This window comes from Leifsonia stereocauli (assembly GCF_038432415.1).
GTDB lineage: Bacteria > Actinomycetota > Actinomycetes > Actinomycetales > Microbacteriaceae > Orlajensenia > Orlajensenia stereocauli.
The window spans coordinates 608,652-623,868 of record NZ_JBCAUN010000002.1 but is presented as its reverse complement, the minus strand read 5'-3'; the positions used below and the strand labels follow the sequence as shown (position 1 = coordinate 623,868).

Genomic DNA, 15,217 nt, shown 5'->3' with positions numbered 1-15,217 from the left:
CGAGACGGTCGCCCCCACGGCACGACCGACCATGAAGCAGGTCGCTGCTCTGGCCGGCGTCGGCATCAAGACTGTCTCGCGTGTGATCAATGGGGAACCGAACGTCTCGGCCGCCACCATCGCCAGGGTGACGGATGCCGCCCGCGCCCTCGACTACCAACCCGATCTGCACGCCGGAAACCTCCGTCGCGCCGACGGACGCAGCCGCACGCTCGGGCTCCTCGTCGGCAGCGTGAGCAACCCCTTCTCCGGCGCCGTGCACCGCGCAGTCGAGGAGGCGGCCATCGAACGAGGCGTGGCGGTCTTCGCCTCCAGCCTCGATGACGATCCGAGCCGCGAGGAGCAGAGCGTCTCCGCGTTCCTCCGCCGCCGCGTCGACGGGCTCATCCTCACCACCATCTCGCCCAGCCAGGGGTACCTCTCCGCCGAGATCCGACGAGGCACGCCCGTCGTCTTCGTAGACCGGGAACCCTCAGGCGTCACCGCCGACACCGTCGTGAGCGACAACGCGGCTGGTGCTTCACTCGCCGTGCGGCACATGCTCAGCCACGGCCACCGACGTATCGCCTACCTCGGCGACCGCGGGGACATCCAGACGGCACGCGAACGTCGGCGCGGATTCCTCGAGGAGCTCGGCCGCGCCGGCGTGGCGACGTCGAGCGTTCCCGTGATCGAGAACCTGCACGATGAGGCCACCACCTTCGACGCCCTGCTGGGGCTGTTGTCGTCGGATTACCCGCCCACCGCTGTCTTCAGCGCCCAGAACCTCGTCACCATCGGCGCCATCAGGGCCCTCCGTGCCCGCGACCTGCACCACAGCGTCGCCCTCGTCGGCTTCGACGACGTACCGCTGGCCGACCTCCTCGAGCCCGGCGTCACCGTGGTGGCGCAGAATCCGCAGCGCATCGGCCAGCTCGCCGCCGAACGCGTCTTCGCACGACTCGACGGCGACGACACCCCCGGCGCCAGGCACATCGTGCCCACGCGGCTCATCGTGCGTGGAAGTGGAGAGATCAATGCCATCGGCTGATGCGGCATCCGTGCCCGAGAGCGTCCGAGGGAGCGAACCGCGCGTCGTCGTGATCGGCGACGCCCTGATCGATGAGATGCGCGACTCCGCGGGCTCGCGCGACTATGTGGGCGGCGCCGCCCTCAACGTCGCCGTCGGCCTCTCGGTGCTCGGGGTCCCCACGACGCTGCTCGCCATGGTCGGCGACGACGAGTCCGGCGACCTCATCCGCGATCACCTCACCGCCTACGGTGTCGAGCTCATCACGAGCGACGCGCCCCTCGGCTCGGCGAGAGCCGTCTCCGACCGCACCGACGGCGAACCGCGCTACGCATTCAACGACTCGGCTAAGTCGCGGCGCTTCCCCCTCGACGGCGATGCCCGTGCCGCCATCGACGCCGCACCGCTGGTGGTCGTCAGCTGCTTCCCCTTCGACGACACTGCGCAGACGGATGCGCTGATCGAGGCCCTCTCCACCGGCGAGCGCCGCCTCATCGTCGACCCGAATCCGCGCTCCGGCATGCTCGCCGACCGCGACGCGTTCCTGGCGAACTTCGTTCGCGTGGCCGGCGACAGCCTGCTGTCGAAGGTCGGCGACGAGGACGCGGAGTTGCTGCTGGGCGACTCGGTGGACGAGTTCGCCAGCCGCCTCCTCGACGCCGGGGCCGCATCCGTTCTGGCCACCGCCGGATCGAAGGGGGCCGCGGTGCGCCTGCCCGACGGCCGCACAGTGACCGCGGGCATCGCCCAGCTGCCCGGAGCCGTCATCGACACCATGGGCGCCGGTGACGCGACGCTCTCGGCGACGGTGCGCGACATCGCGCAGTCCGGGCTTCCGGAGTCCGACGGCGAGTGGGCAGCACTGCTCGCCGACGCCATGCTCATCGCCGCAGCCACCTGCCGCGCCGAGGGCGCGCTGCTGCGGGTTCCGAGCGCATGAGACACCAGCGCTGTCGCCGAGCGCACTACTCAGGCTAGATTCGCAACACGCCGCCGACTCCGGCCTGACTCGCCGCAGCCGGGCGAATCCAGCCTGAATCGTGCGCAGCGCAATGGCCATCACGCGAGGGAGCAGTCATGGCAGACAAGAACGTCACCGTCGAGGAGTACATCTCGCGCTACCCCGACGACATCCAGGAGATCCTGCGCAGGGTGCGGCAGACCATCCTCGATGCCGTGCCGAGCGACGAGGAGAAGGTGCGCTACGACATCCCCGCCGTCATGCTCGGCGGGCGTTACGCCCTGCACTACGCGGCCTGGAAGAAGCACCTCGGCATCTACCCCGTTGCCACGGCCGGCCCCGAGCTCGAGGCCGCCATCGCGCCGTACCGCTCGGGCAAGGACTCGCTCAACTTCCCCTATTCGAAGCCGATCCCCTACGAGCTCATCGGACGGGTGGCGGCGTTCGTCGCCGAGCGACGCGCCCCTCTCTGAGCCGGACGCCGACGTCCGCTGCGAACGAGCTCGCAGCGCCCACCACACCTTGGCCGAAGCATCCGCTCATGACAACCCCTGTTGTGTCGCATGCCGCGAAGAGAATAATGAGGGGTTCTCGCTGATTGGAGTGCAATGGCTGCACAGGATGCAACACCCAAGCCCGCCCTGGTCGCGATCCTCGCGATCGTCATCCTCGCCGTCGTCGCCGTGTCCGGCGTCTACCTGCTGATGGGACCACTGCCCGACGGCTTCGAGAGGCCGGCCCTCACCGACGTGCTCGCGATCACGGCATCGGTGATCGCACCGATCGTGTCGATCGCCGCGGCCTACTACGGCATCACCATCGCGCTCAAGGCCACGACCGAGAGCGCCGAGCTCACCCGGCGAGCCACCGAGACCTCGCTGCAGGCTGCCGAGAACTTCACCACGGCGATCACCAACATCACCGTCGACCTGCACAACCAGAATGTGCAGCTCATCGAGACCCTGCAGCGCGGTGGCACCTTCGCCGACAGCGCTCCGATGACGGATGCCGCACCCCCCGCGCCACCGTCCCACGCGCGCTCGGTCCCCACGGCCACGGGAGCCATCCACGTCGTTCCGTCGACGGGTCCGAACCCGACCGTCGACATCCCGCAGCCGACTCCGGCCGGCCAGCACGCCAACGCCGATGACATCGGTCTCGGGCAGGATCGGTCGCAGGCCGGCTCGGAGAGCCAGCCGACGTCGTCTTCCTGACCGCGTCGTAGGTCCTTGCAGCTCGCCGAGTGAGCCTTCAGCGGCGCACGGGCGTACGCTCGTCGCAGGAGGAACGATGCCGGACAGGCTGCTGAAGTCACTCGTGCTCATGCGCGCGTCGACACTGCTCGGCGCCGCATTCATCGTTCTCGCCCTCGCGCAGCCCGGAGCATCGACCACTCTCGTCGCCGGAGCCGCCATCCTCGCGACGGCCGGAGTGCTCGCCACCGTCTATGTCGCGCTGCAGGCTGCAGCACCCGAGCTCACAGTGGGCTCTCGCTCGCACCAGCACCGCGAGGTGCTCTCGAGCATGGCCGCGCCGCGGCATCCGAACACGGCGGGCCGCCCCCGCACCCGCGCGCCGTCTCTCCCCGAGACGGCCGCGTAGTCCTTCGTCGAACGAGGGTCTCGCGACCACCCATCGCGACCACCCTCACCCCTTCGACAAAGGACTCCTTCGTGAACCTCTATGACTTCGGGCCCATCGCGGCCATCCTCGACTCCGCCTATCGCCTGCTCCTAGGCTTCGCATCATTCATAGAACCGTTCGCCGGCGAGCTGAGCGCGGCGATCGCCATCGTCACGCTCACTCTCCTCATCCGCTCGGTGCTCATCCCGGTCGGCCGCTCGCAGGTGCGGGCGGAATTCAGCCGGCGTCGCCTCGCCCCGCAACTGAGTGAGCTGCAACGCCGCTACAAAGGCAAGCCCGAGGTGCTGCAGCGCAAGATGATGGAGCTCTACGCCGCCGAGAAGACCTCCCCGTTCGCCGGCATCCTGCCCGCCCTGGCCCAGGCGCCGGTGCTCTCCCTGCTCTACGGGCTCTTCGTGCTCGCCGTCATCAACGGCCACACCAATGCGTTGCTCGGCATGCACCTGTTCGGAGTTCCGCTCGGCACATCGCTCGTCGCCTTCCTCGGGGCCGGGATGCCGCCCGTCGGACTGATCGTATTCGCATCGCTGCTGCTCGCGATCGCGGCGACGGCGTGGATGTCGCGCCGTCATGCCCTGAAGATCGCGACCGAGAACCCGCCGATCCCGCCGGTGCCAGGCACGACCGGCCGGGTGGGTGGTGGCACTGCGGCGTCTGCGACCCCGATGCCGACCCCACCGGCGTGGCTGCCGTCGGCCCTCAGCTGGCTGCCGTTCATCACGGTGGTGTTCGCCCTCTTCGTGCCGCTGGCCGCCACGCTCTACCTTGCGGTCACCACGGCGTGGACGCTGATCGAGCGGGCGTGGCTGCGGCGGGCGCTCGCCCCACGCTGACCGCGGCGTCCCCGCTCGCTGGGGCCCCGGCGGAGCCGGCGGTCGAAGCGCCGGTCGGTGCTGCGCGTCGGGCGCGGGCTCCGCCCGGCCCTCTGCGAGCGGGTCGCCCAGTCAGCGCGCCGACCAGCCGCCGTCCATCGTGTAGCTCGCACCCGTCACCATCGCCGAGTGCGGCGAGGCGAGCCAGGTCACCAGCGTGCCCACCTCCTCGGGCTCGACGAGGCGCTTGATGGCGCTCTCCGCGAGCATCACCGTGGCGAGCACTTCATCCTCGGGGATGCCGTGAGCCTCGGCCTGGTCGGCGATCTGCTTCTCGACGAGCGGCGTGCGCACGTAGCCGGGGTTCACGCAATTGCTGGTGACCCCGTGCGGGCCACCCTCGAGAGCCGCCACCTTCGACAACCCCTCGAGCCCGTGCTTCGCCGCGACGTACGCCCCCTTGAACGGTGAGGCTCGCAGCCCGTGAACCGACGACACGTTGATGATGCGTCCGAAGCCCTGCTCGTACATGTGCGGAAGGGCAGCCCGAACCAGCAGGAACGGCGCCTCGAGCATCAGCGCCAGAATGCGACGGAACGCGGCGGGTTCGAACTCCTCCAGTGGGCTCACTCGCTGGATTCCGGCGTTGTTCACCAGGATGTCGACGTCGAGCTCGAGCGTCTCGAGCGCGGCGACGTCGAGCAGATCGACGGTCCAGCTCGAGCCCCCCACCTCCTCGGCGAGCGCCGCGGCGCCTTCCTCATCGACGTCTGCCACCACCACGTGGGCTCCGGATGCCGCCAGCGCACGCACGCACGCGGCGCCGATGCCGCTCGCCCCACCCGTGACGAGAGCGCGGCGCCCCTCGAGCTCAGGCATGCCGGGCCGTCGCGGCCGGTGCGGTGCCGAACCGCTCCTCGTCGACCGCATCCACCTGGCGGAGCGATGCGCCGCGCGTCTCGCGCAGCGTCAGCACCGTCACGGCCGTGATGGCGGAGGCGATGAGGACGTAGATGGCCACCGGCACCCAGGAGTCGTACGCCTGCAGCAGGGCCACGGCGATGATGGGCGCCAGCGAACCGGCGATGATCGAGGTCACCTGATAGCCGAGCGAGACGCCCGAGTAGCGCATCCGTGTGGGGAACATCTCGCTCATGACGGCGGGCTGGCCTGCGTACATGAACGCGTGGAAGACGAGGCCGATCGTGATGGCCAGCACGATGAGCGCCGGGCTCGCCGTGTCGAACATCGGGAAGGCGAAGAACGCCCACGTCGAACCGAGCACGGCGCCGATGAAGTAGATCGGCTTGCGCCCGAAGCGGTCCGACAGGCGCCCCACCTGCGGGATCGCGAGGAAGTGCACGACGTGGGCGATGAGCAACGCCAGCAGGAGTTCGCTGGTGTTGTACCCCACGACGGTCGACAGGTAGACGATCGAGAAGCTCACGATGATGTAGTACAGGATGTTCTCCGCGAACCTGAGCCCCATGGCCTGCAGGATCTTCACCGGGTAGCGCTTGATGACGGCGCCGACGCCGTAGCTGGCCGCCTTCTGCTTCTCCTGCTCGGCCTTGGCCTCGAGGAAGATCGGGGCATCCGTCACATGCGTGCGGATGTAGTAGCCGATGATGACGATCACGGCAGAGAGCCAGAACGCCACACGCCAGCCCCAGCTGAGGAACTGGTCGGCCGGGAGGATCCACGACATGGTCAGCAGCACGAGGGTGGCGAGCAGGTTTCCGACGGGAACAGCGGCCTGGGGCCAGCTCGACCAGAAGCCGCGCGACTTGTCGGGGCTGTGCTCGGCCACGAGCAGAACGGCGCCACCCCACTCGCCTCCGACGGCGAAGCCCTGGATGAAACGCAGCGCCACGAGCAGCGCCGGAGCCCAGTAGCCGATCGTGTCGAAGCCGGGCAGGCAGCCCATGAGGAAGGTCGCGACGCCGACGAGGATGATCGTGGCCTGCAGCGTGTGCTTGCGGCCGAACTTGTCGCCGATCTGGCCGAAGACGATACCGCCGAGGGGGCGGGCGATGAAGCCGACGGCGTAGGTGAGGAACGCGGCGATGATGCCATCGAGCTGGGTGCCGGCCGCCGGGAAGAAGAAGGTGCCGAACACCAGCGACGCGGCCGTGGCGTACAGGAAGAACTCGTACCACTCGACCACGGTTCCGACCATGGACGCGGAGACGATCCGCTTGAGTCCGGAGAGCGACGTTCCGCCGTCGGTTCCGGATGCCGGAGCCGGGGACCCGGCCTGCTGATGTTGAACGCTCATGGGCGTCTCCTTCGGTGTCGTCATTGACCCTGATCGCGGACAGTCGTGCCGTCGCGCAATGCCGTTCGCATGAACGGCGGACTCGTCGAGTGTGACCGACGCCGGATGCTGCATCAATGACCAATCGCGCGACCGCCGTGTGCATAATTGCAGATATGGCAGCGAAGCCCACCTCCAGGCCCGGCTCTTCCGAGTCGCAGGCCGACGACCTCCTCATCCTCCTCGCCGTGGCCCGCACGGGACGCTTCACGACGGCGGCTGAGAGCCTGGGCGTCAACCACACGACGGTGTCGCGCCGCATCGCCGCGCTCGAGCAGTCGCTCGGCGGTCGCCTGCTGGCAAAGGCCGTCGGCGGCTGGGAACTCACCGAACTCGGGCGTCGAGCAGCGCGGGCAGGCGAGGGCATCGAGTTCGCCATCGCCGGGCTCTCGTCCGAGACCGACACCCCCGAGCACGAGCTCTCCGGCGTCGTGCGCATGTCGGCGACCGACGGATTCAGCGCCTACATCGCCTCCCCCGCCGTCGCGGCACTGCAGCGGAGGCATCCGCGGCTCTCCGTCGAGATCGAGACCGTCACCCGGCGCGTGCGGCAGTACCGTTCCGGGCTCGACATCGAAGTCGTCGTCGGAGAACCGCAGGTGCATCGTGCCTCGGCCTTCCTGCTCGGCGAGTACGTGCTCGGCATGTACGCGTCACGCGACTACCTCGCCGAGCGCGGAATGCCGGCATCGGCCGAGGAGTTGACGCGGCATCCGCTGGTCTACTTCGTCGACTCGATGCTTCTCGTCGACGACCTCGACGCACCGCGCAGGCTGGTGCCGACCATGCGCGACTCGATCAGCTCGACGAACGTGTTCGTGCACGTCGAGGCGACCCGAGCCGGTGCTGGGATCGGGTTCCTGCCGTGCTTCATGGCCGAACGACATGGCGACCTGGTGCGGCTGCTGCCCGAGCGATTCGCCGAGAGGCTGCCGTACTGGATGGTGCTGCGGCCGGACTCGCTGCGGCTTCCCGCCGTGGCGGCCGTGGCGGATGCGCTGCGAGCGCAGACGGCAGGCTACGAGCGGGAGCTGTTGGGGCGTCTGGCGCCGCTTGTCGAGTAGTGCCCGACGGAGTCGGGCGCTACTCAGCGGAGGGACGTCTTCCGTCGCCGCAGCACCAGCCCGAGACCGCCGAGCAGGATCAGCGCGAGGGCGAGAACGAGAGCCGCCGTGGCATTGACGCCGGTGCTCACGAGTCCCGAGCTGTCGACACCCGAGGGACCGGCGGCCGGTGGAGTTCCAGGGTCACCGGGAACCGGAGTGGGATCCACCGTCGTCGGGGGGTCGGTTGTGGGCGGTGGCTCCTCCTCGTCGGGCAGCAGGGTCACCCCGGCCGTCGCCTCATTGTCGGGCGTGTTCGGGTCGAGCGCGCCCGAGCCGATGAAGCCGGTGTTGGAGAACGTCGTCGCCGCGAGCGCCGAGGTGTCGACGGTGAGGATGACCGTCGACGTGCCGCCGACCGGAAGGGCGCCGACCGGGCAGTTCACGACGATGTTGCCCTCCTGCTCGACCGTCGTGCAGACGGAGGTCGACCCCTCGACCACGGCGGAGATCAACGTGGTTCCTGTCGGGAGGGTGTCGGTGAAGACCGTCGCCGGCGCTGTAGCCGGGCCGTTGTTCACAGCGTTCAGGCGGAACGTGACCGGTTCGCCGATCGTCGGCCGCGGGGTGACGACGGTCTTGGTGATCGCGGTGTCGGCGACGACCTGCAGGTCGACCAGCGCCGAGGAGGTGTTGTTCGACGCATCCGCATCACTCGTGTCGGACGCGGCCGTCGCGATGTTCTCGATGGAACCGGGCAGTGAGCCGTCGGGGAGGAGCACGGTGATCGCGACCCCCTGAGCGCGGCCGGCAGCGAGCCCGGGCGAGGTGCAGGTCACCACGACGGGCGCGGGCGACGCGGAGCAGTCCATCGAGAACTCGGTGAGGCTCACGAACTCGACCCCGGCAGGCAGCGGATCGACGATCGTGGTGTTCACGGCGTTCGACGGCCCGTCGTTGTTGAGTGCGAGGGCGTAGGTCACCGTCGACCCGGACGATGGCGTCGCACTGTCGGCCGTCTTGCTCAACCGCAGGTTCGCGTCCTGGACCACCGGCGTGGTGATCGTCGTCGTCTCGCCGCCCGGTGCGGGATCGGGGGTGTCGGAGGAGACCGACGCCGTGTTCGAGAGTTGGGCCACTGTGCTGGCCGGATCGAGTCGGCCCGAGATGCGCACTGTCAGCGTCTCACCGGCACCGATGGTGTCGAGCTCGCACGTCACGTTGGCGGCGACCAGGCCGCAGGCGGGATCGCTCGCATCCGCATCGAAGACGATCGCCCCGTCGAGCACATCGGTCAGCACCACGCCGGTGGCGTTCGACGGCCCGGCGTTCGTGACCGACACCGTGTAGGACGCCGTGCCGCCGGCCACGAGAGTATCGGTGTCGGCCGTCTTCGTGATGGAGAGGTCGGCCTGCGACTCGACCTGCGATGTGACGAGCACCTCGTTGTTGCTGTCGTCGGGGTCGGTGGTCGAGCTGGTGACTGTGGCGTGGTTGCCGACGGGTCCGCTGACGGCAGGCGACACGGTTCCCGTGATCGTCACAGTCACCGGGGGTGGCGGCTCGGCCGCGATCTGACCGGGAACCACACCCAGATCACAGCTCACCTGGGTCGCCGATACCGTGCAGTTTCCCTGGCTGGGTGAGGCGCTGGTGGCCGTGAGCCCTGGCGGAAGGTCATCGGTCACCACGACGCCGGAGGCATCGGATGCCGCGGTCGCCGAACGGACGTTGCTGACCTCGAGCTGATAGCTGAAGACTCCGCCGGCGACCAGGGGGTCGGTGAGCAACGTCTTCGCGACGGCCAGGTCGGCCACGGGATCGGTGATGGTCTCGGTGAAGGTCGCGACGTTGTTCGAGGCATCGGATTCCGGCGTCGATGTCGACGCCCGAACCGTGTTCAGGTAGGTGCCCGGCTGCGCCGATGACGGCGTGATGATGCCGAGATAGACCTGGGCGCTCGCGCCGGGTGCGAGGTTCAACCCGTCGATGGTGCAGGTCAGGTCGCCACTGGTGATGTCGCAGGTCCCGCCCTGCAGCACCACGGCCCCGGCGCTCAACTCGAAGGTGTCGACGAACGAGACGGCCCGCGCCGTCGACGGCCCGCTGTTGGTGAGGGTGATGATGAAGACGTCCTGGCCGCCCGGAGCAGTCGATCCGAAGAACGCAGTCTTGGTGACCGACAGGTCGACGATGGCCGTGGTCTCCGTCACTGCGGTCGCGCTGTTGTTCGCCTGGCTGGGGTCTGCCGTCGAGGATGCCACCGTCGCCGTGTTGCTGAGCAGGGTGCGGATGTTCACATTGCCGCCGACCTGCACAGTGACGGTCAGGTCGGGTTCCTCCCCTGGGTCGAGCGTGCCGAGGTCGCAGGTGACGACGCCGGCTGCAGCTGTGCACGGGGCCGTCGCCGACACGAACGTCACGTCGGCGGGCAGCGGATCCGTCACGATCGTGTCGGCCGCACTCGACGGACCGGCGTTGCGGGGACTGATCGTGTACGAGAACTGGGATCCGGATGCGGCCGTCGCCGGCGCCTGCTTCGAGATGCTCAGGTCGGCGCTCACCTGCGTGGTCGCAGTCCACGACGCCGTATTGTTCGACGCGTCGGGATCGCTCGTGTCGCTGGTGGCCGTGACGGTCTCGACGGCCTCCGGAGTTCCCGTGTAGTCGGCCGGGATGTCCATGACGACCTCGAGCGTGGCAGTCGCGCCGTTGACGATGTCGCCGATATCGCAGGCGAGCGCGGAGTCGACCGTTGCATCGCACGTTCCCTGACTGGGTGACGCCGAGGCGAAGACGAACTCGGGCGGCAGCAGGTCATCGAGCACCACGCCGCGTGAGGTCGACGGCCCGCTGTTGGCCACGGTGATCGTGTAGGTGATCGAGCTGCCGGCGACGGCGGGGTTGGGCGTGGCCGTCTTCGTGACGACGAGGTCGGCATCACCGGTCACCTCGGTGTCGGCGCTCGCGGAGTTGTTCGAGGGGTCGGCGTCGGCCGTGGCCGAGCTCACGCTCGCGGTGTTGGTCGCCGTGCCGATGGCCGTGTCGCCGTCGACGGTGGCCTGGATGGTGATGACGGCAGTCGCACCCGGCGCTCCGAGGAGACCTGCAGGCAGGCTCGGGATGGCGCACTCCACCGTCGCGCCGAGAGTGCAGGTGCCTCTGGTGCTCGCCACCGACGTGGCGACGACACCGGCGGGCAGCACATCGGTCACGACGACGTCGACGGCATCCGACAGCCCGTTGTTCGCCGCGGTGATGGAGTAGGTGAGGGTTCGACCTGCCACGACCGTCGCCGGACCGGTCTTCGTGACACTCACCTCGGCCTGAGGCGCGGCAGCCGTCACCGTGGCCGTCGCCTCATTGTTGCTCGCCACAGGATCGGGAGTCGCCGAGCTCACCGTGGCGACGTTGTCGGTGCTGGCGCCGGCCGCCACCGATGGCAGCAGCAGCGCGTTGAGGCTCAGCTCCACGCTGGAACCGGGGGCCAGTTCTGCGACGGTGCACTGCGCGTTCGGCAGGGGCTGGGAACAGGTCGCCCCGGCGCCGCTGGCGTCGAGGATGCCGAGTGCCGCCGGATCGGTCGCCGCATCACTGACGGTCACGCTGCGGGCCGTCGACGGACCGTTGTTGGTCACGCGCACGGTGAACAGTGTCGTGCCACCCGGAACGACGGTGGTGGGGTCGGCCGTCTTCGTGATGACGAGGTCGGCCGCTTGGGCGAGCTGGGCGGTGGCACCAGCGGTGTTGTCGCTCAGGTCGGGGTCGGAGGTGGTCGACGTGACCGTGGCGATGTCGGTGACGGATGCATCCGTCGAACCGGGGTCGGTGGTCCCGGTGACCACGACCGTGGCACTCGCACCGGATGCGAGGGTGCCGAGCGCACAGCTCACCGGGCTGGCATCGGACGCACAGGAGCCCTGCGTCGACGTCGTGCCCGTGATCGTGATGCCGTCGGGGATCGGGTCGGTCAGCACGACGCTCCGGGCCGGGTTCGGTCCGTTGTTGACCACGAGCATCGTGAAGGCGACGGGACCGCCCGCCTCGGACGGGTCGGGCGTGACCGTCTTCGTGATGGCGAGGTTCGCGACCTCCTCGACCGGCGTCGACACCGGGCGCACCCTGTAGGTGAAGGCGCTGCCCACGGTCTGGGCGACGTAGTCGAGCTGGGCCTCGTTCGTGACCGAGGTGCCTGCTGCGGCATCCGTCACCGTCGCATCGAACCTCACCGTCGTCGACACTCCCGGGGCGAGCACGCCGCCTGCGGTCGCGTTCGCGCCGGCTCCGACGCGGAACTGCACGGTGCGACTGGCCGCGTCGTAGTTCCCCTGGTCGTCTCCTGCGGCGTCGGTCTTGGCTCCAGCACCGGCGCCGGCCACGATCTGCAGCGATCCCGGCACGTACTCGGTTCCCGACGGAAGCGGATCGGAGGCGACGGATTGGGCCGCCGGATCTCCGCCCACATTGGTGAGGTTGACCGTGTACTGCAGGGTGTCGCCGGGACGGGCCGGGGAGTTGCCGTTGAGGTTGACGACCGACTTCGTCGATGGCGTGAAGTCCGGCGCGAACAGGTTGATGGCCGTGGTGAGCACGCCCGGGAAGTACCGGTCGCCGCTGCTGGTGAAGCGGAAGTCGGCGGAGGTCGCCCCGTTCGGGATGACGCCGGAGGCGCCGAGCTGCTTCACGTCGAAACCGAGCATGTTGCGATCTGCCGTCGAGCGCGTCGTGACGGAGGTTCCGTTGCGATCATTCGACCCGTTGAAGAAGTTGGTTCCAGGCGAGACCGTGGTGCCGAGCTGGGTGGAGTTCAGTGTGACCGTGTCGCCGGAGGTGGAGAAGTCGCCCTCATAGCCGACGATGCCGAGTTGGGTGTCGACGGGGCCTGTGAGCGGCGCGAGGAAGCCGCTCACGGTGACGGTCTGCGGTTCGTTCTGGCCCACGTCCGCGAAGCCGTCGAAGACTGTGAGGTTGCGCAATGGCAGCTCGGGCGATCGGAATACCACGGCGAGCGACCACCCGGCGTAGCGGTCCTCGCCGGTGCCGCCTCGCACGTTCGCGCCCCAGTAGTCGCCCGGGCCGGCTGCCCGCACGAGCGCCGTCACGTCGGCGAACTCCTGGTAGGCGCGGTCGGCCGACGTCGTCGGTCCGAAGCTCGTCTGCGACGCCACAGCCGCGTAGTCCGTTGCTCCAGGCACCTTGAACGAGATCATGCGCCTGTCGCCCGTCGCCGCCGTGCCCCCCGTGCCTGCCGACAGGCGAGCACCCCAGTACAGGCCGGCCCAGAGCACCTCTCCGTCGGTCGGAGCCTCGAGCGCGGCGCTCGAGGAGTTGATCGTCGTTGGGTCGGAGTCGACGTCGAGGTTGACCATGGCGAACGAGTTGTTGTTGTAGCGGGCGGTCCCGGCTCGGGCCCCGACACAGTTGGCCGCACTCGTCTGGCAGGTCTGCAACTGATTGCCGACGACGGCGATCGCACCGTTGTCGTTGGTCTGGAAGCGCACGCCGAATGGAGCGACTGTCGCACCCATCGCCGAGGTGGTGAGACCGACGAGGGCGAGAGCGGATGCCGCCACGAGGAGGGCCGCGACCCACGATCGGAATCGTCGCTTCACGTGCATCCCCTGTTCGCTCGTTCACTCAACGTACGGTGCAGGAGTGAAGAAGTGAAGACTTCTCATGCTCGGATGTCGGAGAACACGCTCTCAAGTTCCGTTCGCTGGCCCGACGCCACCCGCTCGCTGAGGCCCGACGCCACCCGCTCGCTGAGGCCCGACGAAGTCGCGGCCGAAGCGCCCTCCGCCCTCAGCCCTCCGCCCTCAGCGGCCGCTGATGGTCGGCGGCCCCGCGGCCACGCGCGACCGCGCGTAATCCGCCACCTCGTCGGCCGGCACCTGCCAGTTCGCATCGAGCCACCACGTGACGCCGGCATCGGCCCACGGTCGCACGCGCGCGGCGTCTTCTGCGGCATCCGTTCCCGTCGTCGTGCCCTCCTGGATCACCTCGAAGGGCCGGTCGGCCAACCCGGCGGCCGAGCGCTCGGCTCGGATCCAGGCGATGGCCTCGGCGGCCACCTCGGGCGTGAAGAGCAGCTGCTGCGCCTCGGGACCGGCCGCACCCGTCGCCCCGGGCGGCGCGTAGTTGGGGATCCACCCGTCATAGCGCGCGACCCGGCGCATCGACCGCAGCCGAGGCCACACTCCGACCACCCAGGTGGGGATGCGCGGCTGCTGCACGATGGGCGGCGGCAGCATCTCCTCGGTGCGCGCGGCCCGGAAGTGCACGCCGCTGTGCTCGAACGGCTCGCCCTGCCACAGCTTCTGCAGCAACTCGAGGCTCTCGTCGAGCTGCTCCGCCCGCACCCTGCGCCCCGGGTCGCTCTCGAAGATCCAGAACCGCGCCTCGATGTCTTCGGGTACGCCGAGGCCGGCCGAGAGGATGACCCTGCCGCCCGAGAGCCGATCGACAGTCATGGTCTGTCCCGCGAGCTCCCACGGCCGGCGCCGCGGAACCGGCGTGAGCATCGTGCCCAGCCTGATGCGCTCTGTCGCGACGGCTGCGGCGGCGAGAGTCGACCATGGATCGACCGCCCAGATGCCCTCCCACACGAAGAAGCCGTCCCAGCCGCTCTGCTCGGCCAGCACCGCCAGCTCGACCGCGAGCGACGGATCGCTGCCGGTGAAGATGAACCCGTACTTCATGGGCCCGACGCTACTGCGTCCCTCCGACACGTCAAGCCCCTGCGGCGAGCGCGGTGAGCCTCATACTCTCGGACCACCCGGACAAGCAGAGAGAAAGGCGCCCCCATGCCATCCGAGATCACCGTGCTCGCCCTCAACTGCACCCTGAAGCCGTCGCCGGCGGCATCCAGCACCGACCTCATCGTGCGGCAGGTGCTCGACCTGTTCGCGGCCGACGGCCTCCCCGGCGAGGTCGTGCGTGTGGTCGACCACGACGTGCGGCCCGGCGTCGAGACCGACATGGGCGACGGCGACGAGTGGCCTGCCATCCGCGCGAAGATCCTCGCCGCCGACATCCTGCTGTTCGCGACCCCCACCTGGGTCGGCCACCTCTCGAGCGTGGCGCAGCGCGTCATCGAGCGCCTCGACGCCGAGATCTCCGAGACGGATGCCGAGGGCAGGGCCCTGCTCGCAGGCAAGGTCGCGGCCGTCGCCGTCGTCGGCAACGAGGACGGCGCCCACGCTGTCGTCGCCGACCTCTATCAGGGCCTCGTCGACGTCGGCTTCACCATCGCATCGCAGGCGGCGACGTACTGGAACGGCGAGGCGATGAACACTGTCGACTACAACGATCTGCCGTCGACTCCGGAGGCCGTGGCGAACGCCAACGGCATCCTGGCCCGGAACACCGCCCACCTCGCCCGCCTCCTCAAGGGGAGCCGGTACCCGGCCCCGGCATGATCACCGCCGAGGC

Annotated in this window: 12 protein-coding genes; 8 read left to right on the top strand and 4 right to left on the bottom strand. The window is 69.2% G+C overall.

The window, feature by feature from the left end; all coding sequences use genetic code 11:
• Positions 1 to 31: 31 nt before the first annotated feature.
• The 6 genes from AADV74_RS11810 (at position 32) to AADV74_RS11785 (ending at position 4,447) form a co-directional block, all read left to right on the top strand.
• Entirely contained in the window at positions 32 to 1,030 is a 999-nt protein-coding gene (locus AADV74_RS11810; RefSeq protein WP_342115176.1) for a LacI family DNA-binding transcriptional regulator, read from the top strand.
• Positions 1,017 to 1,949, top strand: coding sequence for a PfkB family carbohydrate kinase (locus AADV74_RS11805; RefSeq protein ID WP_342114268.1), 933 nt, complete (start codon positions 1,017 to 1,019; stop codon positions 1,947 to 1,949). Before AADV74_RS11810 ends, AADV74_RS11805 begins: the two co-directional genes overlap by 14 nt.
• Positions 1,950 to 2,086: 137 nt before the next feature.
• Positions 2,087 to 2,443: an iron chaperone gene (locus AADV74_RS11800; RefSeq protein WP_342114266.1), complete on the top strand. Its 357-nt coding sequence runs from the start codon at positions 2,087 to 2,089 to the stop codon at positions 2,441 to 2,443.
• Positions 2,444 to 2,578: 135 nt separating this feature from the next.
• A complete protein-coding gene (locus AADV74_RS11795; protein WP_342114264.1) occupies positions 2,579 to 3,184 on the top strand; it encodes a hypothetical protein in 606 nt (201 codons plus the stop codon).
• A gap of 76 nt (positions 3,185 to 3,260) precedes the next feature.
• Positions 3,261 to 3,572: a DUF6412 domain-containing protein gene (locus AADV74_RS11790; protein ID WP_342114263.1), complete on the top strand. Its 312-nt coding sequence runs from the start codon at positions 3,261 to 3,263 to the stop codon at positions 3,570 to 3,572.
• A 71-nt stretch (positions 3,573 to 3,643) separates the two neighbouring features.
• Positions 3,644 to 4,447: a YidC/Oxa1 family membrane protein insertase gene (locus tag AADV74_RS11785; RefSeq protein WP_342114261.1), complete on the top strand. Its 804-nt coding sequence runs from the start codon at positions 3,644 to 3,646 to the stop codon at positions 4,445 to 4,447.
• Between the two features lie 111 nt (positions 4,448 to 4,558).
• Here AADV74_RS11785 and AADV74_RS11780 read toward each other — a convergent pair whose 3' ends face one another.
• A complete protein-coding gene (locus tag AADV74_RS11780) occupies positions 4,559 to 5,305 on the bottom strand; it encodes a 3-hydroxybutyrate dehydrogenase (protein WP_342114259.1) in 747 nt (248 codons plus the stop codon).
• A complete protein-coding gene (locus tag AADV74_RS11775) occupies positions 5,298 to 6,704 on the bottom strand; it encodes an MFS transporter (protein WP_342114257.1) in 1,407 nt (468 codons plus the stop codon). The genes AADV74_RS11780 and AADV74_RS11775 overlap by 8 nt, the downstream gene beginning before the upstream one ends.
• Positions 6,705 to 6,859: 155 nt before the next feature.
• On the opposite strand from AADV74_RS11775, the gene AADV74_RS11770 reads away from it, so the two are divergent.
• Positions 6,860 to 7,807 carry a LysR family transcriptional regulator gene (locus tag AADV74_RS11770; protein WP_342114255.1) on the top strand — a complete coding sequence of 316 codons (948 nt, stop codon included), beginning with the start codon at positions 6,860 to 6,862 and terminating at the stop codon, positions 7,805 to 7,807.
• A 23-nt stretch (positions 7,808 to 7,830) separates the two neighbouring features.
• Here the strand turns inward: AADV74_RS11770 and AADV74_RS11765 are convergent, their stop codons facing one another.
• Positions 7,831 to 13,398, bottom strand: a complete 5,568-nt coding sequence (locus AADV74_RS11765) for a hypothetical protein (protein ID WP_342114253.1) — start codon at positions 13,396 to 13,398, stop codon at positions 7,831 to 7,833.
• Positions 13,399 to 13,602: 204 nt separating this feature from the next.
• Positions 13,603 to 14,484, bottom strand: coding sequence for an LLM class flavin-dependent oxidoreductase (locus AADV74_RS11760; RefSeq protein ID WP_342114251.1), 882 nt, complete (start codon positions 14,482 to 14,484; stop codon positions 13,603 to 13,605).
• 105 nt (positions 14,485 to 14,589) lie between these two features.
• On the opposite strand from AADV74_RS11760, the gene AADV74_RS11755 reads away from it, so the two are divergent.
• Positions 14,590 to 15,204, top strand: coding sequence for a flavodoxin family protein (locus tag AADV74_RS11755; protein ID WP_342114249.1), 615 nt, complete (start codon positions 14,590 to 14,592; stop codon positions 15,202 to 15,204).
• Positions 15,205 to 15,217: the final 13 nt, after the last annotated feature.